Below are 23,573 nucleotides of genomic sequence, written 5' to 3'. Positions count from 1 at the left end.
GACCATTTTTCATGATGAGTCAGTTTTAGAATGGAGGCATCAGGATGAACACAATACGAAGTCAATGGAAAGACATCGTAACGAGTAAAAAATTATTGATTCCCATCATCGCCATTTTGTTTGTCCCGCTTATTTACAGCGGTGTTTTCTTAAAGGCCTATTGGGACCCGTACGGCACAGTTGACCAGCTGCCTGTCGTTGTCGTCAACCAGGATAAAGGAACGACATATGAGGGAGAAAAGCTACAAATCGGTGATGATCTGGTAAAAGAATTAAAAGATAATAAAAGCTTTGACTGGCATTTTTCCACTGATCTCGACCAATCGTTAAAGGACTTATTAAATCAAAAATACTATTTAGTAGTCGAGATTCCAGAAGACTTTTCTAAAAACGCCAGCACTGTAATGGATAAAAATCCGAAAAAACTGGATTTGAAATACCATACGAATGCCGGTTCAAACTATGTAGGAGCAACGATTGGCGAAAAAGCGATTGATAAACTGAAAGCTTCTGTTTCTAAAGAAGTGACCGAGCAATATACGAAAGTGATTTTTGATAACTTTAAAGATATTGCCAAAGGTCTCAGCGACGCGAGTAGCGGAGCGAAAAAAATTGATGACGGCACTAAGGACGCGAAAAACGGAAGCGCCCAGCTGAAAGAAAATCTGGAGAAGCTGACAGAAAGCACTGCGACAATCAGTGACAAAACGGCACAGCTTGCAGCAGGAGCAGCTAAAGTAACAAGCGGCATTCAATCGCTTGACAGCTCGCTCGGCAAATTCCAGGACAGCAGCAATACCATTTATGAAAATTCAGGAAAAATTGCCGCGGGATCAAGTGAGCTGACAGGAAGGCTGAATGAACTTCTAGCCGGGCAGCAGACATTGCAGCAGGGCTTTCCAAAGATTACAAACGGTCTGGATCAGCTTAATACAAAGGCCGCGGAGGCTTCACAGAAAGTAGAAAAAGCAGAGAAGGTCATAAACGCAGTCGATTTGACACAGCTTGAAACAGCTGTCAGCAACCTTGAAAAATCTGAAACTGCCATGAACGAATTTAAAAAGCAGCTGACAGAGTTTGAAAACAGCTTAAAAAACCGTGATCAGGCATTTAAAAATGTGATCAATTCAAGCGAGTTCTTAACAGCGGAGCAAAAAAGCCAGCTGATCAATTCTGTTGAGAAGAAGCTTCCGCAAGTAGATGCGCCTGATTTTGATCAAATCATTAGCCGGCTCCCTTCAGTGGACCAGCTTCCTGACATTTCAACAATTAAAGCCTCTCTGGAAGATGTAAAAGAGCAGGCGGCACAGCTGAAAGCAATGCCGGAAGCTACATCTAAGCTTTATAACGGTGCAAAAGCGACGCAAGATGCAATTGACAAATTAACTGAAGGAACCGAGAAGATATACAACGGTTCACAGCAGATCACAGATAGCCAAAATAAACTGACAGCCGGTATTGGAGAATACAATAAACAGTTTGCAAAAGCAAAAGCGGGCTCAGAACAATTGGTGACAGGCGGCAGCCAAGTGTCGGGCGGCTTACTGAAACTGTTAGACGGTTCTAAACAAGTTCAAAATGGATCATCAAAACTCGCTGAGGGATCTGAATCGCTTGATACAGGTTTAGGCAAGCTATTGGACGGCACAGGACAGCTGTCTAATAAGCTGAATGATGCGGCTGATCAAACAGGGGATATCAGCGCTGATGATAAAACATACGGTATGTTTGCGGATCCGGTCAAAACTAATGACGACGCGATTCATTCCGTCCCTAACTACGGAACAGGGCTGACGCCTTATATCCTATCAATGGGTTTGTATGTCGGCGGCATTATGCTGACGGTCGTATTCCCGCTGAAAGAAGCATCAGGCCGTCCGAGAAACGGATTTGAGTGGTTCTTCAGCAAATTTAATGTCATGATGCTCGTTGGAATCATTCAATCGCTGATTGTGGCGACGGTCTTGCTTCTGGGAATTGGTCTCGAGGTTGAGAGCACGTGGAGGTTTTACGTGTTTACGATCATTACGAGTCTCGCTTTCCTTGCGATGATTCAATTTTTGGCCACGACGATGGGCAATCCGGGCCGGTTTATTGCAGTCATTATTTTAGTGCTGCAGCTCGGGGCCAGCGGAGGAACCTTCCCATTAGAATTGCTTCCGAATTTCTATCAGGTGATCCATGGCGCGCTGCCGATGACCTACAGCATAAACGGGTTCAGAGCGGTGATTTCAAACGGAGATTTCGGCTACATGTGGCAGATGGCCGGTGTCTTAATCGGCATTGCTCTAGTCATGATCGCGCTGAGCATTACCTACTTTACGATCTTAAGCCGGAAGGAAGACACTTCAGAAGAACAGCCGGCTTCCTAATGAAAAAGACCTTGTTTCTCAGGAAACAAGGTCTTTTTTGATTTAACATCCCCATTTAATCAGAAGTCCGGTATACGTTAATCCTCCGCCGAATCCGAAAAGCATCAGGGTTTGGTCTTTTTTCAGCTTCCCGGCTTTCACTGCCAGATCAAGGGCCAAAACAATAGAGACTGAAGATGTATTTCCGTAGTATTCGACACTGGTGAGTGTTTGTTCAATCGGAAACGGTGTTTTTTCACAAATCGATTCGATCATGCGCAAGTTGGCGCTGTGGGGAACAAACCAATCAAGATCATCACGGCTGAGCCCTGCTTTGTGTAAAAGATGTTCAAATTCACGGGGAATGGTTCTTGCGGCCCACTTATACACTTCGCGTCCGTTTTGTACCATTTTCCCGGAATCCGCAAGCGGCATGCCGTTGAGTTCGCTCCGCAGTCCTGCCCTATACAAAATATCTGCACCTTTTCCATATGTTCCTTGGACGGAGGCGAGGAATCCCGGTGCCTCTTCAGTTCGTTCAACCAATAGTGCGCCCGCAGCATCGCCGAACAGCACGCATGTCGTTCGATCTGTATAATCAGTCACTTTTGACAATGTTTCTCCGGCGATGACGAGAATTTTTTGATGAAGCCCGGATGTAATCAATCCGTTTGCCAAATGGAGACCGTATGTCAGTCCTGCGCATGTCGCATTGATATCTAACGCGCCGGTGTTCTCCCAGCCGAAATATTCCTGCACCCGGCAAGCCGTACTCGGAAAGGCATAATCTGCTGTTGTTGTGGCGACGAGAATCATATCCACATCTTCAAGTGTTCCTTCGTAACGGCTCTCGAGATCTTTGACTGCTTCAATGCATAAGTCTGAAGTGAACTGCTGCTCATCGGCAATCCGCCGTTCTCTCATTCCTGTGCGCTGAACAATCCATTCATCAGACGTATCTACGATTTTTTCCAGATTCGCATTGGTTAAACGCCGGGTCGGCGCATAGGTGCCGATTGCTGTAATGTTTGCTTTTGACATAATAACACAACTCCTTTTATTATCAGATTATAACACTAGATATTAGTATCTGGTACTAAAAAGAGGATTTTTGATAAAAAAAGAGAAACTGTCAGTAGAAAACCAGAAAAGGAGGAAAAAAATGGTCAGTCAAGGAGCGATAGCCTCTATGATTATTTCCGGGGTTATTGCGTTTTTGTTGCCGATCGGACTGATGATATGGTTTAGGCGAAAGTATCATGCTCCGATTAAGGTGTTTTTTATTGGCGCTCTTACGTTTTTTGTCTTTGCTCAGCTGTTGGAGGGCGGCGTTCATGTTTATGTGCTGCAAATGAATGAAACGACGAAAGAAGTGATGAAGCATCCAGTCTGGTATGCCATTTACGGATGCTTGATGGCCGGGATTTTTGAGGAGTGCGGAAGGTATATCATGATGCGTTTCTTTATGAAGCGCCGTCTTTCTTGGGCGGACGGTCTGGCCTTCGGAGCGGGCCACGGCGGTCTGGAGGCGATACTAATAACCGGCTTGTCCAGCATTACGCTTATCGTGTACGCTTTTGCGATCAATAGCGGCACTTTTGAACAGCTTTTGATTAATCAAGATGTGAAGCAGGCACTTATGCCGATTCAGGCGCAGCTGCTGAATACACCTTCGTATGAATGGCTGCTCGGCGGAATTGAAAGAATCAGCGCCATCTCTGTTCAAATCGGTCTGTCACTATTTGTGCTGTATGCGGTTAAAAGCCGCCGGCCGCTGTTTTTGCTGTATTCGATTCTCTTACACGGGCTGTTTAATGTACCGGCGGTTTTATACCAAAAAGGAGTGATAGAACATGCGGCGGCTGTTGAACTCATCGTTGCTGGGATAGCCGCGGCATCAGTGGTTTGGATTGTAAAGGCAAAAAGGCTGTTTCAATAAAAAATCCAAGCAGCAGTAACAGCCCGCTTGGAAAAATGTGAATGAAATATTCGTTTAGGCATGGGTATCAGAATATTTCTGATTCAGTCCTTAGCAATGACAGCAAGAGTGGCAGCGTTTTTTGCAAGAGCAATGTCTTTTCTTTTTCTTCTTTTTCTCGCAAGGGTCATGGCATTCTTTCTCTTTCTTGCAATGGTCGTGGAAATCCTTATCGAACCACTCGTCAAAGAACCAAAAATCATCAAACCAAAAATTACAATGATGTTTCCGTTCATGTGAATGACGACAGCACATAGATATCCCTCCTCTTCCCATGCTCTCTACAGCATATGCTAGATTGATAGGAAAAGATTGGACGGGTCTATCAGGAAAAGAGTATATTTTAAATAGAAAATAAAAGGAGGAATGTCCTATGACGTCCGTTCGTAAAACAATGGAGCTGATTAAAGAACTCGTTTCTATTCCAAGTCCGACAGGGAATACATATGAGGTGATCAAATACGTTGAAAACCTTTTAAAAGAATGGAAGGTCGAAACGGTTCTGAATCATAAGGGCGGTTTGATTGCCACGCTTCCGGGCCGCGATACATCCCGTCATCGAATGCTGACGGCGCACGTTGACACCTTGGGCGCGATGGTGAAAGAAATTAAAGCTGACGGCCGGCTGAAAATCGATTTGATCGGCGGTTTCCGCTATAACTCGATCGAAGGGGAGTATTGCCAAATTGAAACGGCTTCAGGGAAAACGTATACGGGCACCATTTTAATGCATCAAACGTCTGTGCACGTGTACAAAGACGCGGGAAAAGCGGAGCGCAATCAAGAGAATATGGAAATCCGCCTGGATGAGCCTGTACACTGCCGTAAGGATACGGAAGAGCTTGGCATTGGCGTCGGAGATTTTGTTTCGTTTGATCCCCGTGTTGAGATCACATCCAGCGGATTCATTAAATCACGCCATTTAGATGACAAAGCAAGTGTGGCCTTGTTGCTTCGCTTAATCCATCAAATTCAAACAGAAGAAATTGAACTGCCGTATACGACTCATTTTCTGATTTCTAATAATGAAGAAATCGGATATGGCGGGAACTCTAATATTCCTGCTGAAACTGTTGAATACTTGGCGGTGGATATGGGGGCTATCGGCGACGGCCAGGCGACAGACGAATATTCGGTTTCGATTTGTGTGAAGGATTCGAGCGGTCCGTATCATTATCAGCTGAGAAAGCATTTGGTCGATTTAGCTGAAAAGCACCATATTGACTATAAGCTTGATATTTACCCGTATTACGGGTCGGACGCCTCAGCAGCGATCAAATCCGGGCATGATATTGTGCACGGCCTGATCGGGCCGGGAATTGACGCTTCGCACGCTTTTGAGCGAACGCATAAGTCTTCTCTCCGCCATACAGCGAAGCTCCTGTATTATTATGTGCAATCACCGATGGTATAAGAGGGAGAAAACAAATGAAAATCTATGAACTGAAAAGCACTTTCGGCTGGGAAGGCGATGAAGGTCTTGGAGAACAGCTGATCCAGCAAATCCTTGCTGGAGAAAAAACGGCCACCTGCGCGCCGAAATCATTATATTCAAAAGATGAACTGAGTGATGTATATCAAACAGCGGGACAGCTTGTAACCGTTTATGATAAACATGATCATCCGAGATGCAATATAAAAGTGACAGATGTGTTTGAAACGACCTTTGGAGCGCCTGATAGGAGGTTAGTCAAAGGAGAGGGCAACGGAGACCGAATTGATGAATTTCAAGAGGATCATCGAAGAGCATGGGCGGATCTGATCAAAAATGGCGAAATGGAACTGAATGAGGACACTGTTTTGATTACAGAGCTGTTTGAGCTTGTCCAAGATTAAAAAAAGCCTGCGGGGCGTTGAGAACCCCGCAGGCTTTTTGATTAACCGGAAATGGTTGCGTTTTGATCTGCTTTAGATTGGCTCATGACAGCTTCCGCTTTTGCAGGATTAAACATGCCTTCCCATTTAGACATGACAACAGCAGCAAGTGCGTTACCAGTCAGGTTTACAACTGTACGTGCCATGTCCATAATGCGGTCTACACCGGCAATAAAGGCAAGTCCTTCTGCCGGAACACCGATCGTGCCCAGTGTTGCAAGCAAGACGACAAAAGAAGTTCCCGGAACGGCAGCCATTCCTTTAGATGTCACCATCAAAACTAATACAAGCGTAATTTGGTGCCAAATTGTTAAATCAATGCCGTATACTTGTGCAAGAAACAGCGCTGCAATAGATTGATAGAGAACGGAGCCGTCTAAGTTAAACGTATATCCAATCGGGATAACGAAAGATACAATACCTTTCGGACAGCCGATTTTCTCCATTTTTTCCATGATGCGCGGAAGAACGGTTTCAGAGCTGGACGTACTGAACGCCAATAAAATTTCGTCCTTCATGTAAGCTAGGAATTTGAAGATGCTGATACCGGCAATTTTTCCGACAATCCCAAAAATGACAATTAAGAAGAAAGCCAGTGCGACATATACCAATCCGACAAGCTTTCCGAGAGATAGAAGAGAACCGAGTCCGAATTTAGAGACAGTAACTCCGATTAGAGCAAAAACCCCGAATGGCGCTACTTTCATCACAAGGTTTACCACATGGAACATCGAATGGGAAACGCCTTCAAAAAAGGCTAATACTGGCTTGCCTCTTTCACCGATCGCGGAAATTCCCAATGCAAATAGTACGGTAAAGAAGATGATGGCAAGAAGATCCCCTTCGACCAAGGATTGGAAGAAGTTTGTCGGCACAATGTGCAGGAATGTCTCTGCCACTGATTTATTGCTTTGTTCTTTTTCTGTTTCAACATATTGACTGATGTCTGTTTTTTGAGCTTCGTGTATATTAACTCCTGTACCCGGGTGGAAGATGTTTGCAAGGGCTAGTCCGAGAATGATGGCAAAGGTCGTAATGATCTCAAAGTACAGAATTGTTCTGAAGCCTAATTTACCAACTTGCTTTCCATTTCCAGCTCCGGCTACACCGATGATTAAACTGGAGACAACAATAGGAATCACTATCATTTTGATTAAGCGTAAAAAGAGATCCCCGATTGGCTGCAGATAAGTAGGCAGTGCTGGGTTGCCGTACCAAATAACGCCAGCAATAACACCTAGAATAAGTCCAACGAATATTTGCGTGGCTAATCCAAACCTAATTCTTTTCATAGATTACCTCCCAAAAAACAAAGTATCAACATATATCATGAATAGACATATATTTAATCTCACTATTAGATCAAATTATAATAGATAAGAAATAGGTTCGTCTATAGTAAATTATATTTTGAAAATATAGAATATTCAAAATATAAAGTGAATCACCATAATTATCTAAAAACAGGTGAGCTTTGACCCAACCTGACTATTATTTCAATATAAAGAGAAGTTAGAAGAATGAAGAAAATCTCACACTGTATGGTGAGATTTTCGCCCCTTTACATATCGCTTACTTTTATACAGTCGTTGCAAATATTACCATAACACTCATGCTGCTCATCAATCTTTTTTCCGCATTCCGCGCACTTTTTCGAAGGCAGGTTTCTAAAAAATTCTGTAATTTTCCCTAGCATAACCAATCCCTCTTTCCCCTTTGTAATGTTTTCATTGTAATATAACAGAAGGTAAAATTCAACATCTGTTTTGATACAATGTTTAAAACATGCTTTTTTTTAGAAAAATGGGTATATTGAAGGAGGATCAATTTTCTTTGAAAAGAAGGAGGACATTATGAAAGTTACAGTTATCGGATGCTACGGCGGTTTTCCGGCCGCAAATGAAGCAACGTCGGGTTACTTGTTTCAATCGGGGGATTTTTCATTGTTAGTGGACTGCGGAAGTGCCGTGTTATCTAAGCTGTTTGGATATGTCCCGGCGGAAAAGCTGGACGCGGTGGTTCTGTCTCATTATCACCATGACCATATTGCCGACATCGGGCCGCTGCAATTTGCGAAGCAAGTCGGATCATTCCTCGGCAAAGGAGAGCACTCGCTTCCGATTTACGGACATGATGCTGATATAGAACAGTTTCAAAAGCTTACATATAAAACGCATACGAAAGGGATTGCCTATCAGCCTGATCAGCAGCTGACTGTCGGTCCGTTTACGATCACCTTTTTAAAAACGGTTCACCCGGTGACTTGTTATGCGATGCGGATTACTGACGGCAGCCATACTGTTGTGTATACTGCTGATTCCAGCTATCAGGATTCATTTATTCCGTTTTCGGAAAACGCTGATTTATTGATCTCAGAATGTAATTTTTATGCTGATCAAGACGGGACAAGCGCAGGCCATATGAACAGCTTGGAAGCAGGGCGAATTGCAGAAGAAGCGGGAGCGGGCGAGCTGCTGCTGACCCATCTGCCTCATTTCGGCGTGCATGACAATCTTCGCAAAGAAGCCAAGACCGTTTTTAACGGGAAAGTGAACATTGCGAAATCTGGTTTTGTGTGGGAAGGATAAAGGAGGAGCACGATGTTATTTATTGACAATCAAAATATCAATGATCCGCGGATCAATCTTGCTATCGAGGAGTATTGCCTTAAATATTTAGACCCTGAACAGCCGTATTTGCTTTTTTACGTGAATCAGCCGTCTATCATCATCGGAAAAAACCAAAATACAATAGAAGAAATCAATACAAAGTATGTAGAGGAAAACGGAATTATCGTCGTCCGCCGTTTATCTGGCGGCGGGGCTGTGTATCATGATTTAGGGAATTTAAATTTCAGCTTTATCACGAAGGATGACGGTGAAAGCTTTCATAACTTCAAAAAATTCACTGAGCCGGTGATTCAAGCGCTACATCAGCTCGGAGTTGAAGCGGAATTAAGCGGCCGGAATGATATTGTGGTAGATGGCCGCAAAATATCAGGTAACGCCCAATTTGCCACAAGAGGCCGCATCTTCAGCCATGGCACCCTCATGTTTGATTCAGCCATTGATCATGTTGTGTCCGCTTTAAAAGTCAAAAAGGATAAAATTGAATCAAAGGGCATCAAATCAATCAGAAGCCGTGTGGCAAACATCAGTGAGTTTCTTGATGATAAAATGACGACCGAAGAATTCCGCAGTCATTTGCTCAAACATATTTTCAATACAAATCACATTCAAGATGTGCCTGAGTATAAGCTGACTGAAAAAGATTGGGAAGTCATTCGCAAAATCTCGGAAGAACGCTATCAAAATTGGGACTGGAACTACGGCCGCTCACCTAAATTTAACCTGAACCATTCAAAGCGTTATCCGGTCGGGTCCATTGATTTGCGTTTGGAAGTAAAAAAAGGGAAAATTGAAGACTGCAAAATTTTCGGCGATTTCTTCGGTGTGGGCGATGTGTCGGAAATCGAAAACCTGCTGATTGGAAAGCAATATGAGCGCAGTGTGATCGCTGATGCGCTGGCTGATGTGAATCTGAAGCATTATTTTGGGAACATTACGAAAGAAGATTTTCTTGATCTGATTTATTAATGTGAAACACATTGTTTGAAAGGAAATTTGTGTTTTGGAATAATGGAGGCAGGAGGGATTCACATGAAAGTGTTTTTAATCGGAGCGAACGGACAAATCGGACAAAGACTTGTTTCTTTATTCAAAGAGAATGCTGATCATTCCGTCAGAGCGATGGTCAGAAAAGAAGAACAGAAAGCATCTTTGGAAGCGGCCGGCGCGGAAGCTGTGCTAGCAAATCTAGAAGGAAGCCCGGAAGAAATCGCAGCCGCGGCAAAAGGCTGTGACGCGATTATTTTTACAGCGGGCTCCGGGGGCAGCACAGGCTATGATAAAACGCTGCTGGTGGATCTTGACGGAGCGGCAAAAGCTATAGAGGCTGCGGAAATCGCGGGAATCAAACGTTTTATTATGGTCAGCGCCCTGCAGGCCCACCGCCGTGAAAATTGGAATGAGGCACTTAAACCTTATTACGTGGCCAAGCATTATGCTGATAAAATTCTGGAATCCAGCGGCTTAGCCTATACGATTATACGTCCGGGAGGCCTTCGCAATGAACCGGGAACAGGAACGGTTTCCGCAGCCCCAGATCTAGAGCGGGGTGATATATCACGTGATGACGTTGCGGCAGCAGTCATTGCCTCTTTAGATGAAACCAACACGGAAAATCGGGCTTTTGATCTCACTGAAGGAGATACACCGATTGCCGAAGCTTTGAAGAATCTATAACACTACTGACACTCGGGGCTTTTTGCTCTTGAGTGTTTTTTTTGTGTTTCTCTATAATGAAAAGGAAAGCTTATCTTCAATAATGAATGACTACTCATTCACTTTAAGGGGTGGGAGAATGAATCTGGTTTCAAAATTAGAAGAGACAGCATCTGAGAAGCCGGACAGCATCGCATGCAGGTTTAGGGATCAAGTGATTATTTACAAGGATCTGAATGACAATATTCAGCGTTTTGCGGACGGCCTTCAAAAAGCGGGTATGGAAAAAGGGGATCACCTTGCTTTGCTGCTTGGCAATTCGCCTGATTTTGTCATCGCATTTTTCGGCGCATTAAAGGCCGGTATTGTGGTGGTGCCGATCAATCCGACGTACACGCCGACAGAAATCGGCTATATGCTGACAAACGGCGATGTCAAAGCAATCGTAGGAGTAGATCAGCTTTTGCCGATTTATGAAAGCATGCACGAATCTTTGCCAAAGGTCGAACTCGTCATTTTATGCCGGACGGGAGAAACTGAGCTGGAAGCTTCAGATCCCGAAGTCAGAATGAAAATGACAACGTTTACAAAAATGTTGCGTCCGACACCCGGTGCTGCACGCCATCCAGAGGTTGTGCCTGATGATACTGCGGTAATTTTATATACGTCAGGAACAACGGGAAGACCGAAAGGCGCGATGCTGACCCACCAGAATTTGTTCAGCAATGCAAACGATGTCGCCGGGTATTTGGGAATGGATGAGAAAGACAATGTGGTTTGCGCTCTTCCGATGTTTCATGTTTTTTGCTTAACTGTCTGCATGAACGCTCCGCTGATGAGCGGCGCATGCGTGCTGATTGAACCGCAGTTCAGCCCCGCATCTGTTTTTAAGCTTGTAAAGCAGCGGCAGGCAACGATTTTTGCCGGCGTGCCTACGATGTATAACTATTTATTCCAGCATGAAGAAGGAAAGGCAGATGATTTTTCTTCTATTCGCCTGTGCATCTCGGGTGGTGCGGCCATGCCGGTCGCGCTGCTTACGGCATTTGAAGAGAAATTCGGCGTCACCATTTTGGAGGGCTACGGGCTTTCGGAAGCATCGCCTGTCACATGCTTTAACCCGTTTGACAGAGGGAGAAAACCAGGCTCCATCGGGACAAGTATTTTGCATGTCGAAAACAAGGTCGTCGATCCGCTCGGCCGAGAGGTCCCTGATCACCAGGTGGGCGAATTGATCGTAAAAGGGCCCAATGTGATGAAGGGCTATTATAATATGCCGATGGAAACGGAGCACGCTTTAAAGGACGGATGGCTTTATACGGGAGACCTGGCAAGGCGGGATGAGGACGGTTATTTTTACATTGTTGACCGGAAAAAAGACATGATTATTGTAGGCGGCTACAATGTGTATCCGCGTGAAGTGGAAGAGGTCCTGTACAGCCACCCGGACGTAAAGGAGGCTGTTGTCATCGGCGTGCCTGATGCTGAAAGCGGCGAAGCGGTAAAGGGATATGTCGTACCGAAACGGTCTGGTGTCACAGAAGAAGAAATGATGGCGCATTGTGAAAAGCATCTGGCAAAATACAAACGGCCTGCCGAGATCATCTTTCTTGATGAGATTCCGAAAAATGCGACAGGCAAAATGCTCAGACGGGCGCTCAAAGATATGCTGCCTCATTAATGTGAAAAAAGCGAAGCCAGTGGGCTTCGCTTTTTCCATTGTTAATCCTTTGCTTCTTTTTTAATGATAGTTTGCAGCGCTTTGGTATCGTTTCGCGTTAATTTGTAATACGTGCCGTCTTTCAAAAAAATGGCCTGCTGGCTGTCGTCAATCCATAATCTGAATGAGTCAAATCTGTCTTTATGAAATTTAATCGTGCCTTCGTAATCAGGAGCTGATGTTTTTTCGGTTTTCAGCTGCTTTCCCTGATTCATAATGTCCAGCATATCTTTGACGTGCTGTCTTTTTTCGATTTCAATCTTTTCCCGCCCGTCTGAAGACAGGGTGATCAATTCCGCATCAACCGATTGATATACATCGCCTGACCGGCTGTAAAGGTAGAAAAATGCAATAAACACAAGACCGATAACAACGATGGCTGCTACTATTTTTTTCATCTGCATCACTCCAAACATTTGCTAGTTTCTCCAGCAAAGGGCGATTCCATGCGAAAAAGTCCGAACTCACAGCTTGGTTCTAAGAAATTGAATTTATGATTACAATAGAAGTAATGGGTCTAGATGTGAGGAGTGAGGCGTTATGCGCAAGTGGATTGCGGGTGCAGGGCTTGCATATGTGCTGTATGGGCTTTTTTTCTATTGGTATTTCTTTATGTCCGGCGATTCCGCTGTGCCGGAGGCCGTGAAAGGAACACAGGCTGACCCGGCTTCTTTCATGAAGCCGTCTCAATTGGCTGTCGCCGAACAGTATTCTGATGTGAAGAACTTTTTATTTTTTATCAGTATTCCTCTTGATTGGTTTCTGTTTTTTGTATTGCTGACCAGCGGTGTTTCAAAGAAAATCAAGCAATGGATGGAAGCGGCTGTGCGTTTTCGTTTTTTGCAGATCATCGGTTTCGTGTTTGTGCTTTCGCTGATCACGGCTCTGGTGACGCTGCCTTTGGATTGGATAGGCTATCAGGTATCACTTGATTACAATATTTCGACGCAGACAGCCTCCAGCTGGGCTAAAGATCAAGTCATTGATTTTTGGATCAGTTTTCCGATCTTTACACTTTGCGTGCTGGTGTTTTATTGGCTGATCAAAAAGCATGAAAAAAAATGGTGGTTTTACGCCTGGCTGTTAACAGTGCCGTTTTCGCTGTTTCTGTTTTTTATTCAGCCGGTGATTATTGATCCTTTATACAATGATTTTTATCCGCTGAAAAACAAAGAGCTGGAAAGCAAAATTTTAGCACTGGCCGAAGAAGCAGATATTCCGGCTGATCATGTATATGAAGTGAATATGTCAGAGAAAACAAACGCGCTTAATGCCTATGTGACAGGAATTGGGGCTAATAAGCGAATTGTTCTATGGGATACGACGCTGAATAAACTCGATGATTCGGAAATTCTCTTTATTATGGGGCACGAAATGGGCCATTATGTCATGAAGCACGTGTATATCGGATTGGCTGGCTATTTAATTGTGTCGCTAGCTGGATTTTATGTGGTTGATAAGCTTTACAAGCGGGGGGTACGGCTTGCACGCAATCTGTTTCATGTAGAGGGCCGGCGTGATCTTGCGGCATTGCCGCTGTTATTGCTTATCGTGTCTGTTTTGAGCTTTGCTGTTACGCCTTTTTCTAATGCTGTTTCCCGCTATCAGGAGAATAAGGCTGACCAATATGGGATTGAGCTGACAGGGGACAGCGAAGCCGCAGTCAGAACGTTTCAAGATTTGGCTGTTACGGGGCTGAGCCAGGTTGATCCGCCTTTTCTCGTGAAACTTTTCAGAGGGAGCCATCCTTCGATCATGGAGCGGATTCAACATGCGGAAACCGAAGAAAATACCTCAGAACACCCGGCCTCAGAACAGGGGGACGACCAATAAAAAAAGAAGCAGGTATGGAGTGACCTGCTTCTCTTTTATCTTATTGTGCAGCTGCTTGAACGTTGATTAACCCTTTTCCATAGTAGAAAGAGCTGCCAAGGTTTGTCGCAGTGCTTTCTAAACGATCACGGACTTGCGCATTTGACCAAGTCGGATGTTTAGAAAGGATTAAAGCTGCTGCTCCGGCAACGTGAGGTGTCGCCATTGAGGTTCCGTTGTAAGAGCCGTATGTGCCGCCAGGAAGTGTGCTTTGGATCGACACGCCGGGAGCCATAACGTCAAGCTCAGAACCTGCGCTTGAGAAGGAAGCTCTTTGGTTGCTGCTGTTTACTGCGCCTACTGCAATAGTAGAAGGATATTTTGCAGGGTAGCCGACTGTGCTTGAGCTGCCTGAACTTCCTTCGTTTCCGGCTGCGGCAACAACGACGATACCGCTTGCAACCGCTTTATCGACTACTGTTTTCAACGCTGTAGACCCAGTAGGTCCGCCAAGACTCATGTTGATGACATCCATGTTGTTAGAAATCGCCCATTCAATACCGTTAATAATCCAGCTGTATTGGCCGCTTCCTGTAGAATCAAGCACTTTTACTGCATATAATGATGCGCTAGGCGCTACGCCCAGAACACCAATTGTGTTATTAAGAGCGGCAACAGTACCGGCTACATGCGTGCCGTGAGAACTGCCGTCTTGGTATGGGTTTGTTTCAGAAGGTACGAAGCTTGCTCCGCCTCGAACGTTTAAGTCAGGATGAGAAGAGTCAATTCCGCTGTCGATGACAGCTACTTTTACATTAGAGCCTGTGTAGCCTTGAGAGTGAAGAGCCGGCGCTTTAATTTGAGAAATGCCGTAAGGAACAGATTGCGCATATTCATGTGCAACATGATCTTCTTCCACATAAGCAACACTCGGATCTTTTTTCAGTTCTTTTACAGCTTTTTCATCCAATGTTGCTGTGGCTGCATTTACATACTTAAATTGCTTTTGAACTTTCCCGCCTTTTTCAGAAATAACATCTTTTTTCTTGGCGGTGCTCATAGCTCCCATTGTCTGTTTAAACCCGACAATGTACTTCTTTTCTTCACTGTTTTTTCCGGCAGCCTGTGCAGACATGTTGCTGAATGCCATCGTGAAGATTAGCGTGAACGCAAACAACAAGCTGATCCACAATTTTTTGCTTCTCACTCTTTACCCTCTCCTTTACAATTTCAGAGCAGCCTATTAATAGACTATTCTGTGAATTTATTGTAATAGATTGGATACTATTTTAGTAGACCCATTTTTTTGAGATTGTTTTATTTCTATTTAGGTATATCATCTCTCGTTATTTCTATAGAGACTCGAAATAACTGCATTCATACAGAAAAGAACGAAAATAGACATGAGTAAATAATCATTATGTTGAAATTTCATGTTTTTTCAGGTTAAATCCTCCCGCGACCAGAAAGAAACCTGTCGAATAAATCAGTTCCATTGACCTGCATGTTTTTCTATGAGATCAATGGATATTATCGTGATATTTTTTCCATGCATGCTGAAAAAAGTATTCTGATCAATATGGTTTACAGAAAATTCTATTAAATATAAAATGTAATTCTTAACAGCATATAGAGAGAAGGAAACGAGATGAACATTCGTCAAGCTTTACCAGCAGATGCGGCAGCTATAGCACCGCTGTTTAATCAGTATCGGGAATTTTATAAGCAGGCGTCGGATCTGGAAGGAGCGGAGGCTTTTTTGAAAGCACGCCTGGAAAAGGAAGAGTCTGTTATTTTTATCGCAGAAGAAAATGGGGAATTCATTGGTTTTACACAGCTTTATCCAGCCTTTTCTTCCGTGGCTATGAAAAGAATCTACATATTAAATGATTTATTCGTCGCTTCTTCTGTACGAAAAAAGGGAGTTGGCCGGCGGCTGCTTTCCGCTGCAAAGGATTATGCCGCGGAAAACGGAGCGAAATGTTTAAAGCTGCAGACGGAACATCACAACCGGACGGCAAGAAGTTTATATGAGCAAAACGGCTATGAAGAGGAAACCGCATTTGTGCATTACAGCCTTAATGTGCCGGAGAAATGAAAATAGAGGCCTCATGATTTGGTTTTTTGGCCGATGTTCGGTTACGATAAAAATGAAAAGGAGTGTGCCGAATGTCAACGTTATTTCAAGCATTGCTGGCAGAAAAAAATGCAGATGATGTTTCAGTCAATATCAAAACCATATCAACAGAGGATTTGCCGAAAGACGGCGTGCTGATTAAAACAGCATATTCAGGCATCAACTACAAAGACGGCTTGGCCGGAAAAGCGGGCGGCAATATTGTCAGAGAATATCCGCTTATTTTAGGTATTGATGCTGCAGGTACGGTTGTCTCTTCAAATGATCCGCGTTTTGCCGAAGGGGATGAAGTCATTGCGACAAGCTATGAGCTTGGTGTCTCACGTCATGGCGGATTAAGCGAATATGTTTCAGTGCCTGGCGACTGGCTGGTGCCTTTGCCAAAGAACCTTTCGCTGCAGGAAGCGATGGCGTACGGAACGGCGGGGTTTACAGCGGCGTTATCTGTGCATCGTCTTGAACAGAACGGACTCTCTCCTGAAAAAGGGAGCGTGCTTGTCACCGGAGCAACCGGCGGTGTCGGCGGAATTGCAATAACGATGCTCAGCAAACGCGGCTACAACGTGGTCGCAAGCACAGGAAACCGGGAGGCGTCTGACTATTTGAAGCAGCTCGGTGCTGATGAAGTAATCAGCAGGGAAGATGTCTATGACGGTAAACGTAAGGCGCTGTCCAAGCAGCAATGGCAAGGAGCTGTCGATCCTGTAGGCGGTAAGCAGCTTGCCTCGCTTTTAAGCAAAATCCAATACGGCGGATCTGTCGCGGTGAGCGGTTTAACGGGCGGGGGAGAGGTTCCTGCAACGGTGTATCCGTTTATTCTTCGCGGAGTCAGCCTGCTGGGGATAGACTCAGTCTATTGTCCAATGGATCTTAGAGCGGCGGTTTGGGAGCGCATGGCCTCCGATCTTAAGCCTGAACAGCTTCTGACAATCATAGACAAGGAAGTCTCATTAACAGAAGCACCTGATGCGCTAAAAGATATTTTGCAAAATCACATTCAAGGAAGAGTCCTTGTAAAACTGTAAAATTGAAGTTTCAGCTTGCAGAAAAAACGATGCTTTTTCTGCAAGCTTTTTTGTTTGATTCTAGAATATGCAAGTGCATCTCATAGCAACAGAGAAACGTTCCTTCGATGTGAAACTTTCTATACTGATTTTCAATAATAATAGTGATAATGATTATCATTCCGTGTTATACTATCTTTTGGACATCTTAATTGAGAAACTACATACAGGAGAGACTGGAATGTTATGAAAAAAACACTGATTATTCTTACAGTTTTACTTCTTTCTGTTTTGACAGCGGCTTGTTCTTCTTCAGCCGGCCATCAAAACAGTGAAGAAAATAAAGCAGCGGTAACACATGATTTAGGGAAAACGAACGTGCCTGAGCATCCGAAGCGGGTCGTTGTGCTTGAGCTTGGCTTTATCGACACTTTGCTTGATCTCGGCATTACGCCTGTTGGAGTGGCGGATGACAATAAAGCAAAGCAGCTGATCAACAAGGATGTACTGAAAAAAATTGACGGCTACACCTCTGTCGGCACACGGTCACAGCCAAGCATGGAAAAAATCGCTTCGCTAAAACCGGATTTGATTATTGCAGACACGACCCGTCATAAGAAGATATATGATCAGCTGAAAAACATCGCGCCGACGATCGCGCTTAATAATTTAAATGCTGATTATCAGGATACAATTGACGCTTCTCTTACCATTGCCAAAGCAGTCGGCAAAGAGAAGGAAATGGAGAAAAAGCTGACAGCGCATGAAGAAAAAGTGAATGAAACAAAGAGAAAGATCAGTGCGAACAGCCAATCTGTGCTTTTGATTGGAAATACAAATGATACGATTATGGCCAGAGATGAAAATTTCTTCACATCGAGACTTTTAACACAAGTCGGCTATCAATATGCGATCAGCACGTCCGATAACAAAAAAACCGGTAATGGCGGCGACTCTGTGAACATGAAAATGACACTTGAGCAGCTGCTGAAAACAGACCCGGATGTAATCATACTGATGACAGGAAAAACAGACGACATTGACGCGTACGGCAAACGCCCGATCGAAAAAAATGTTCTGTGGAAGAAGCTGAAAGCAGTGAAAAACGGACATGTGTACCATGTTGATCGTCAGGTATGGTCTCTGCGCCGCAGCGTGGACGGAGCGAATGCGATTTTAGATGAGCTTCAAAATGATATGACAGCAGAAAATAAATAAAAAAAAGACAGGCAAACGCCTGTCTTTTCTTATTGAATAAAACCGGATAAGTGGCTATTGATGTTATAATCTTTAATTTTCCATTTTTCTTCTGCAAATTCAATGTTACTGAGGCAGGCATTGACAAGGCGCGTATTTTGAAGCTCGGCATTACCGCCGGAAATCTCTGTCAGCAGTGCGTGAATCGCTGCGCCGTGCGCGACAATCAGTACCTTTTGATTTGGATATGCGTGGTTTACTTTCACCAATCCGCCCATCAGCCTGTCCGTGAGCTCTTTTAGCGTTTCCATGTTTGGATAGTTCTTGTCCGGATAGCGCTTTGTCCGTTCTTCAAGCGGCATGCCCTCCGCGTCCCCGTAATCACGCTCCTTAAAGTCATCCATCTCAACGATAGGAAGATTGAGGTATTCATTAATAATGTCCGCGGTCCTTCTGGCTCTTTTCAGCGGGCTGGTGACAATGATATCCCAAGAGAAATCTTTTAAGTATTCTCCGGTTTCTTTTGCTTGGCGTTCGCCTGTCGCGTTCAGCGGGATATCTGTTTTCCCTTGGCATTTTTGCTGCAGGTTCCAATCGGTTTCTCCGTGTCTTACTAAGCAAACGGCTGTCATAAAATTCCCCTTCCTGACTTTGATCTTATCGCTATTATACTAAATCAGAGGCATGCATCCTATGAAAAAGCCTATGCCAAAACCTCAAATAATAAAGCCAAGCCGATTCCGCCGCCGCTTCCGATGGCGGCGACAGCATATTGACAGCCTGTCCGTCTCTGCGCTTCATAAAACAATCTGGTGACCAGTGCCGCCCCGGAAGCGCCGTAAGGATGGCCGAGAGCTAACGCGCCGCCCCGCACATTGATCTTCGTATAGGGAATGCCAAGTTCTTGTGAGCAGACACATATTTTAACGGCAAAGGCTTCGTTGATTTCGTATAAACCGATATCGTCAGTTGTCAACGCGTTTGCAGCTAAAAGCTTTTTGATCGCTTCAACCGGCGCGGCGGACGGATAGTTGGGATGAATGCCGCTAACGGCGCTTCCGATAAAGCGCAGCACAGGTTTATAGCCGAGGGATGCAGCTTTTTTCTCTTCCATGACAAGGAGTGCAGACGCTCCATCTGATATGCCGCTGCTATTGGCGGCTGTAACCGTTCCGGAGCTGGTGTCAAACACCGGCTTTGCACGAGAAATGATCGCTTCCATCGGCCGTCTTTTCAGAAAAGCTTCGTCTGTTTCCAACTCCCCGAGAGGAACAATCTCTTCACGGTACAATCCTTCGGTATGAGCACTCCAGCTGCGTTGAAAGCTGAGAAGCGCGTATTCGTCCTGCATGTTTCTTGGGATGGCATAGCGTGCTGCTGTATATTCGGCCGCCATGCCCATATCGGGATCACCAACAGTTTCCGGCGAAAAGCGGGCTCTTTCTGAAAAAGGCGATCGGCTGCTGCTTTCTGCGCCGCCTACGATATAAATGTTTCCGGCACCCGCTTTGATAAGATTGCATGCGGAACGCACTGCTTCAAGCCCGGAGCCGCATTGTCTATCAATCGTCATGCCGGGAACAGATAAAGGAAGTCCAGCTTGAAGTGCTGACAGCCGGGCGAGGTTGCCGCCTCTGCCAGTGGCGTTTCCCAAAATCACCTCGTCAATTTGATCCTCTAACTTTCGGCCGAGACAGCTGATGAGAGGAGCGGCCAAATCCTCCGGCAGAAACTGTTTCAGCAGTCCGTTTTCTTTTCCGAAAATCGTTCGTTTTGCATCTGCAATAACCGCGTTCAATTCACCATACCCCGCAGCCATTTTTTTACGCTGGAACGGGCAATTTTGCCGCTGCTTGTTTCGGGCATACTGTCTGTAAATACCCATTTTTTCGGGATTTTGTAGGATGCCAGTTTCTGCTTGCACCAGGCTTTCAGCTTTTTGGCGTCTGTATTCCCGCAAATGACGGCCGCGGCGATTTCTCCCCAATACTCGTCCGGAATGCCTGCCACAGCTGCTTTTTCAACCTCTGGGCAGGAGAGAAGCACGCGCTCAACTTCTTCAGGGAAAATATTTAATCCGCCATATACGATCATCCCATTTTCCCGGCCTGCTATGTACAGAAATCCCTCTTCATCAACATAGCCCATGTCATCTACTGTCATCCATTCCGATTGATCTGGTGTGCGGCTGTTTACATAGCCTGAGAACTTCATCGGGCTTTTGACGAATATTTTCCCGATTTCCCCCGGCTGACAGAGGTCCCCGGCTGCGCTGCGGATCTCTATGCGGACATTATGAAAAGGGCGGCCCGCTGAATGAGGTTTTCGTTTGCTGTCTTCTGGTGAGAGATACGCAACAAAGCTAAGCTCAGATGTGCCGTAAAAATCGTACAGCTTCAAATGAGGCCATTTGGATGCAAGCTTCTCCTTGGATGCTGCCGGCCAGTCCGCTCCCGAAGAAATGATTGTAACGGAGCTGTCAGGGAAAGCGTGAATGTTGGCGAGGGCATCTGTCATTGTCGGTACGGTATAGAGTACGCTGATGGATTTCTGTGTTAACCACTCCTTCGTTTGAGCGGGAATGAATTTTTTAAGCAAACAAACGGTACCCCCGAGATACAGAGTGCTGACAGCACCGTATAAAAAGTGAGAGGACAGTAATGTTCCCTGAATCAGAACTTTGTCATTTGAAGAGACCAAAAAATCAGTATTTGTACAATGAAAGCTTTCAATCCAAGAGCGATGAGAGCGCGTAAATGCTTTCGGCTTGCCTGTTGAGCCTGATGTAAAGCCCATATAAAAGGGAAGCTCCGGATCAACGGCTGGGGCCGGGGCAGCGGATGCCTCTGAGATATGCGCCATACAGTCTTCCAGCCAAACTACGGGTGTCAGACAATCTGTCAGTTTGTTCTTAAAAAGAGATGAAGCCACCACAAAATCAGCACCGCTTAATGCCAGCCGCTCACCGCATTCAGCCGCACTCCAGCGTGTATCAATAGGAACCGCCGTACATCCGGCCGCGGCAGCTCCGGCAAACAGCTGTAAAAATGCAAGGCTGTTTGGGAGCAGGATGGCTACACGTTTTGGAACGTTTGGCTGCGCCCGCAGCCAATTGGCAGCTTGGGTGACGAGCCGGTTCCAATCCCGATATGTAATATGTTCAGATTCAGTCTGGATCGCAATCCGGCTTGGATTTTTATTGGCAAAGGATAGATATGTATGTGTAATGGTCACAGAATGTCAGCCTCCTTTTGTATACATCGTATCAGAAAGAGACAAGGCTTGGGTGATCTTAATGGCAAGCAGCGCAGATGCTGCCGCTTTTAATAAATCGCCGGGCACAAATGAAAGACTTATAAAACTGGCCTGTAACAGATCAATATGCATGATAAAAGCTTGTACAGGAATGCCAAGCAGGTAAATAAAGGCGATGCCGAATACAATATGAATGAAAAAGAGACGGAACACTGTCACCTTACGCAGTCTGTGAACAGCTAGGCTGATCAGCCACGAGGCGAACGGATAAGCAATCAGAAAACCCCCGCTCGGTCCGAAAAAAACGCCAAACCCGCCGCGGCCGCCGGGCAATAGCGGCGCTCCAAAGGCGACGAGCAGCAAAAAGACAAGCTGGCTTAAAAAAGCGGCTTTGGGTCTGAGAATGCTGCCGGCCAGCATGACACCGAGCGTCTGCAGTGTAATGGGAACAGGTGTAAAGGATAAGAAAAGAGGGGGGATAAAACCAAGCACTGCCATCAGTGCAGTAAAGATTGCAATGTGCATCATGTCTAGTAATTTCATATAAAATCCTCCAGCTAACGAATAAAATATGGTTATACAATAAATGCAGACAGCTTTTATGTCAACTTAATTTTAATTAGGGTTTACAAATGGGTGCAAAAAAACCGGCCCTGCGGTCGGCCGGTTTTTGATGATTATTCTTCTGTAAGAATGACAAGCGAATCAACAGAAGCAGCCACATGAGAAACGGCGCGGCTGACCTCCTGGAGCCCTCCGAGAAAGGCCTGCAGATCGACGTCAATTTTTCCTGATTGTTCTTTGCTGACTTTCATGCTGTGAACAATTTCATCGAATAAACGGTTAATTTGTGTCATTTTTTCTTTGCTTTCGCTGACAAGCCCGTTCACGTCTTTGATATGCTTCGACACGATGTTGATTTGTGTATTGGTGTTGTTCACAAGCTCGGACACTGTAGAAACGGTTTTTTTCGTATCTTCAGACAGCTTTCGCACCTCATTTGCCACAACGGCAAAGCCTTTGCCGTGTTCGCCTGCACGGGCTGATTCAATAGATGCGTTTAGCGACAGAAGATTCGTTTGTTCGGCGATGCCTGTGACGATGCCGAAGATTTTTTCAATTTGCTGTGCGATTTCATCCAGCTTGACCATTTCTTTTTCGATTTGGACGAGGCTTGTATCGATCTGGTTCATCTGTTTTTGCTGGATTTCAAGCTCTTTTTTCCCGCCAATCGACTTTTCTTCAACGGTGCTGGATGTCACTGTGCCGGCTTTGGATGCTTCGGAAATGCCTTCAGATTTGTCAACAAGCTCTTGAACGGATCGGCTCGTTTCTGAAAACAGATTTGCGATCGACCCGGAGGTTTCTTGGATTCTCTGATGCAGAAGATTTTTCCTTTCTTCTTGTTCATCGCGGGTTTGGTTGTACTCATTCTGAAACGCTTCAAGGACAAGCTGCTGTTCTAAGTTCAAGATTTTAGTTGTTGCTTTGATTGCTTTCAGCAGTTCCTGGTGATCTGTAATTGATTTTTCATAAATGTCAATCATTGATAGAAGCAATTCCTGAAACGCCCCCATGTACCATTTTGGAAGAAGGCCGATTCGTAAATGGATAGAAGCAATTTTATTTCGTTTTTCAATAAATTCATCATCAATGACACCGGCAAACATTTCTTGAATATGCCGTTTTAACGTTTGTTTTAAGCGGTCAACTGAGCTGTGGTCGTTAATGATATCCATTAATGAGCTTTCATGATCAAGATTTTTATAGAAAGCGTCAACGATGTAAACAATGTTTTGTTGGATTAAGGGCTGTAGCTCCTGCAGCACGTGCAGCTCTGGATCTCCCAGTCTGACCATTTTGAGCTGTTTTTTCACATCTGAGAACTTGTTTGTGAGCTGAATGCGGTTTTTTTGCTGGTCGTTTGAATCTGAAAAATAAGCCGTTTCTTTTTTTCTATC

At 44.9% G+C, this 23,573-nt stretch carries 23 protein-coding genes and 1 pseudogene; 13 read left to right on the top strand and 11 right to left on the bottom strand.

Annotation, left to right across the window (positions count from 1 at the left end; all coding sequences use genetic code 11):
* Positions 1–44 precede the first annotated feature (44 nt).
* Positions 45–2,372 (top strand): YhgE/Pip domain-containing protein, encoded by a 2,328-nt coding sequence (locus H7F27_RS15405; RefSeq protein ID WP_185848123.1) that lies wholly within the window; start codon positions 45–47, stop codon positions 2,370–2,372.
* 42 nt (positions 2,373–2,414) lie between these two features.
* Here the strand turns inward: H7F27_RS15405 and fabHB are convergent, their stop codons facing one another.
* On the bottom strand, positions 2,415–3,392 hold the full coding sequence (gene fabHB, locus H7F27_RS15400) for a beta-ketoacyl-ACP synthase III FabHB (RefSeq protein ID WP_185848122.1): 978 nt from the start codon (positions 3,390–3,392) through the stop codon (positions 2,415–2,417).
* Between the two features lie 121 nt (positions 3,393–3,513).
* On the opposite strand from fabHB, the gene H7F27_RS15395 reads away from it, so the two are divergent.
* The 4 genes from H7F27_RS15395 to H7F27_RS15385 all read left to right on the top strand — a co-directional run bounded on the left by H7F27_RS15395 (position 3,514) and on the right by H7F27_RS15385 (position 6,165).
* A complete protein-coding gene (locus H7F27_RS15395; protein WP_095713702.1) occupies positions 3,514–4,290 on the top strand; it encodes a YhfC family intramembrane metalloprotease in 777 nt (258 codons plus the stop codon).
* A gap of 96 nt (positions 4,291–4,386) precedes the next feature.
* On the top strand, positions 4,387–4,569 hold the full coding sequence (locus H7F27_RS20940; RefSeq protein WP_081638270.1) for a hypothetical protein: 183 nt from the start codon (positions 4,387–4,389) through the stop codon (positions 4,567–4,569).
* Between the two features lie 133 nt (positions 4,570–4,702).
* The gene (locus tag H7F27_RS15390; RefSeq protein ID WP_106020612.1) at positions 4,703–5,743 is read left to right on the top strand and encodes a M42 family metallopeptidase; all 1,041 of its coding nucleotides are present in this window, start codon (positions 4,703–4,705) and stop codon (positions 5,741–5,743) included.
* A gap of 14 nt (positions 5,744–5,757) precedes the next feature.
* Positions 5,758–6,165, top strand: coding sequence for an ASCH domain-containing protein (locus H7F27_RS15385; protein ID WP_024120797.1), 408 nt, complete (start codon positions 5,758–5,760; stop codon positions 6,163–6,165).
* Between the two features lie 41 nt (positions 6,166–6,206).
* On the opposite strand, the gene gltT is transcribed toward H7F27_RS15385, so the two are convergent.
* A complete protein-coding gene (gene gltT, locus H7F27_RS15380) occupies positions 6,207–7,496 on the bottom strand; it encodes a glutamate/proton symporter GltT (RefSeq protein WP_024120798.1) in 1,290 nt (429 codons plus the stop codon).
* A 269-nt stretch (positions 7,497–7,765) separates the two neighbouring features.
* A complete protein-coding gene (yhfH, locus tag H7F27_RS15375; protein ID WP_024120799.1) occupies positions 7,766–7,900 on the bottom strand; it encodes a protein YhfH in 135 nt (44 codons plus the stop codon).
* A 157-nt stretch (positions 7,901–8,057) separates the two neighbouring features.
* Here yhfH and H7F27_RS15370 point away from each other — a divergent pair, with 157 nt between their 5' ends.
* The 4 genes from H7F27_RS15370 (at position 8,058) to H7F27_RS15355 (ending at position 12,168) form a co-directional block, all read left to right on the top strand.
* The gene (locus H7F27_RS15370; protein ID WP_095713699.1) at positions 8,058–8,792 is read left to right on the top strand and encodes an MBL fold metallo-hydrolase; all 735 of its coding nucleotides are present in this window, start codon (positions 8,058–8,060) and stop codon (positions 8,790–8,792) included.
* Between the two features lie 12 nt (positions 8,793–8,804).
* Positions 8,805–9,800 carry a lipoate--protein ligase gene (lplJ, locus tag H7F27_RS15365; protein ID WP_185848121.1) on the top strand — a complete coding sequence of 332 codons (996 nt, stop codon included), beginning with the start codon at positions 8,805–8,807 and terminating at the stop codon, positions 9,798–9,800.
* Positions 9,801–9,863: 63 nt separating this feature from the next.
* Positions 9,864–10,508 (top strand): SDR family oxidoreductase, encoded by a 645-nt coding sequence (locus tag H7F27_RS15360; RefSeq protein ID WP_101860868.1) that lies wholly within the window; start codon positions 9,864–9,866, stop codon positions 10,506–10,508.
* 118 nt (positions 10,509–10,626) lie between these two features.
* Positions 10,627–12,168, top strand: coding sequence for a fatty acid--CoA ligase family protein (locus H7F27_RS15355; protein ID WP_185848120.1), 1,542 nt, complete (start codon positions 10,627–10,629; stop codon positions 12,166–12,168).
* A gap of 41 nt (positions 12,169–12,209) precedes the next feature.
* Here the strand turns inward: H7F27_RS15355 and H7F27_RS15350 are convergent, their stop codons facing one another.
* On the bottom strand, positions 12,210–12,605 hold the full coding sequence (locus H7F27_RS15350; protein ID WP_024120804.1) for a YhfM domain-containing protein: 396 nt from the start codon (positions 12,603–12,605) through the stop codon (positions 12,210–12,212).
* A 142-nt stretch (positions 12,606–12,747) separates the two neighbouring features.
* Here H7F27_RS15350 and H7F27_RS15345 point away from each other — a divergent pair, with 142 nt between their 5' ends.
* A complete protein-coding gene (locus H7F27_RS15345) occupies positions 12,748–14,040 on the top strand; it encodes a M48 family metallopeptidase (protein WP_024120805.1) in 1,293 nt (430 codons plus the stop codon).
* A gap of 40 nt (positions 14,041–14,080) precedes the next feature.
* Here H7F27_RS15345 and aprE read toward each other — a convergent pair whose 3' ends face one another.
* The gene (gene aprE, locus H7F27_RS15340; protein ID WP_024120806.1) at positions 14,081–15,226 is read right to left on the bottom strand and encodes a subtilisin AprE; all 1,146 of its coding nucleotides are present in this window, start codon (positions 15,224–15,226) and stop codon (positions 14,081–14,083) included.
* Positions 15,227–15,667: 441 nt separating this feature from the next.
* On the opposite strand from aprE, the gene H7F27_RS15335 reads away from it, so the two are divergent.
* The 3 genes from H7F27_RS15335 to H7F27_RS15325 all read left to right on the top strand — a co-directional run bounded on the left by H7F27_RS15335 (position 15,668) and on the right by H7F27_RS15325 (position 18,378).
* Entirely contained in the window at positions 15,668–16,117 is a 450-nt protein-coding gene (locus H7F27_RS15335) for a GNAT family N-acetyltransferase (RefSeq protein ID WP_024120808.1), read from the top strand.
* 71 nt (positions 16,118–16,188) lie between these two features.
* A complete protein-coding gene (locus H7F27_RS15330; RefSeq protein WP_024120809.1) occupies positions 16,189–17,181 on the top strand; it encodes an NADPH:quinone oxidoreductase family protein in 993 nt (330 codons plus the stop codon).
* A 225-nt stretch (positions 17,182–17,406) separates the two neighbouring features.
* On the top strand, positions 17,407–18,378 hold the full coding sequence (locus H7F27_RS15325) for an ABC transporter substrate-binding protein (RefSeq protein WP_024120810.1): 972 nt from the start codon (positions 17,407–17,409) through the stop codon (positions 18,376–18,378).
* A 29-nt stretch (positions 18,379–18,407) separates the two neighbouring features.
* Here H7F27_RS15325 and H7F27_RS15320 read toward each other — a convergent pair whose 3' ends face one another.
* The 6 genes and pseudogenes from H7F27_RS15320 to H7F27_RS21155 form a co-directional block, all read right to left on the bottom strand.
* Positions 18,408–18,989, bottom strand: a complete 582-nt coding sequence (locus H7F27_RS15320) for a histidine phosphatase family protein (RefSeq protein ID WP_024120811.1) — start codon at positions 18,987–18,989, stop codon at positions 18,408–18,410.
* Positions 18,990–19,060: 71 nt separating this feature from the next.
* A complete protein-coding gene (locus H7F27_RS15315) occupies positions 19,061–20,155 on the bottom strand; it encodes an acetyl-CoA C-acyltransferase (RefSeq protein ID WP_185848119.1) in 1,095 nt (364 codons plus the stop codon).
* On the bottom strand, positions 20,152–21,591 hold the full coding sequence (locus H7F27_RS15310) for an acyl-CoA synthetase (protein WP_185848118.1): 1,440 nt from the start codon (positions 21,589–21,591) through the stop codon (positions 20,152–20,154). The genes H7F27_RS15315 and H7F27_RS15310 overlap by 4 nt, the downstream gene beginning before the upstream one ends.
* Positions 21,592–21,597: 6 nt before the next feature.
* Positions 21,598–22,155: a biotin transporter BioY gene (locus H7F27_RS15305; RefSeq protein ID WP_101860863.1), complete on the bottom strand. Its 558-nt coding sequence runs from the start codon at positions 22,153–22,155 to the stop codon at positions 21,598–21,600.
* A gap of 134 nt (positions 22,156–22,289) precedes the next feature.
* Positions 22,290–23,084 carry a methyl-accepting chemotaxis protein gene (locus H7F27_RS21160; RefSeq protein ID WP_373271219.1) on the bottom strand — a complete coding sequence of 265 codons (795 nt, stop codon included), beginning with the start codon at positions 23,082–23,084 and terminating at the stop codon, positions 22,290–22,292.
* A 9-nt stretch (positions 23,085–23,093) separates the two neighbouring features.
* Positions 23,094–23,471, bottom strand: a pseudogene (locus H7F27_RS21155) (protoglobin domain-containing protein); the annotation flags it as partial.
* Positions 23,472–23,573: the final 102 nt, after the last annotated feature.

The sequence above is a fragment of the Bacillus sp. PAMC26543 genome (genome assembly GCF_014250375.1).
Classification (GTDB): domain Bacteria; phylum Bacillota; class Bacilli; order Bacillales; family Bacillaceae; genus Bacillus; species Bacillus halotolerans.
The sequence above is the reverse complement of the archived record's forward strand: the minus strand, read 5'-3'. Positions and strand labels throughout refer to the sequence as shown.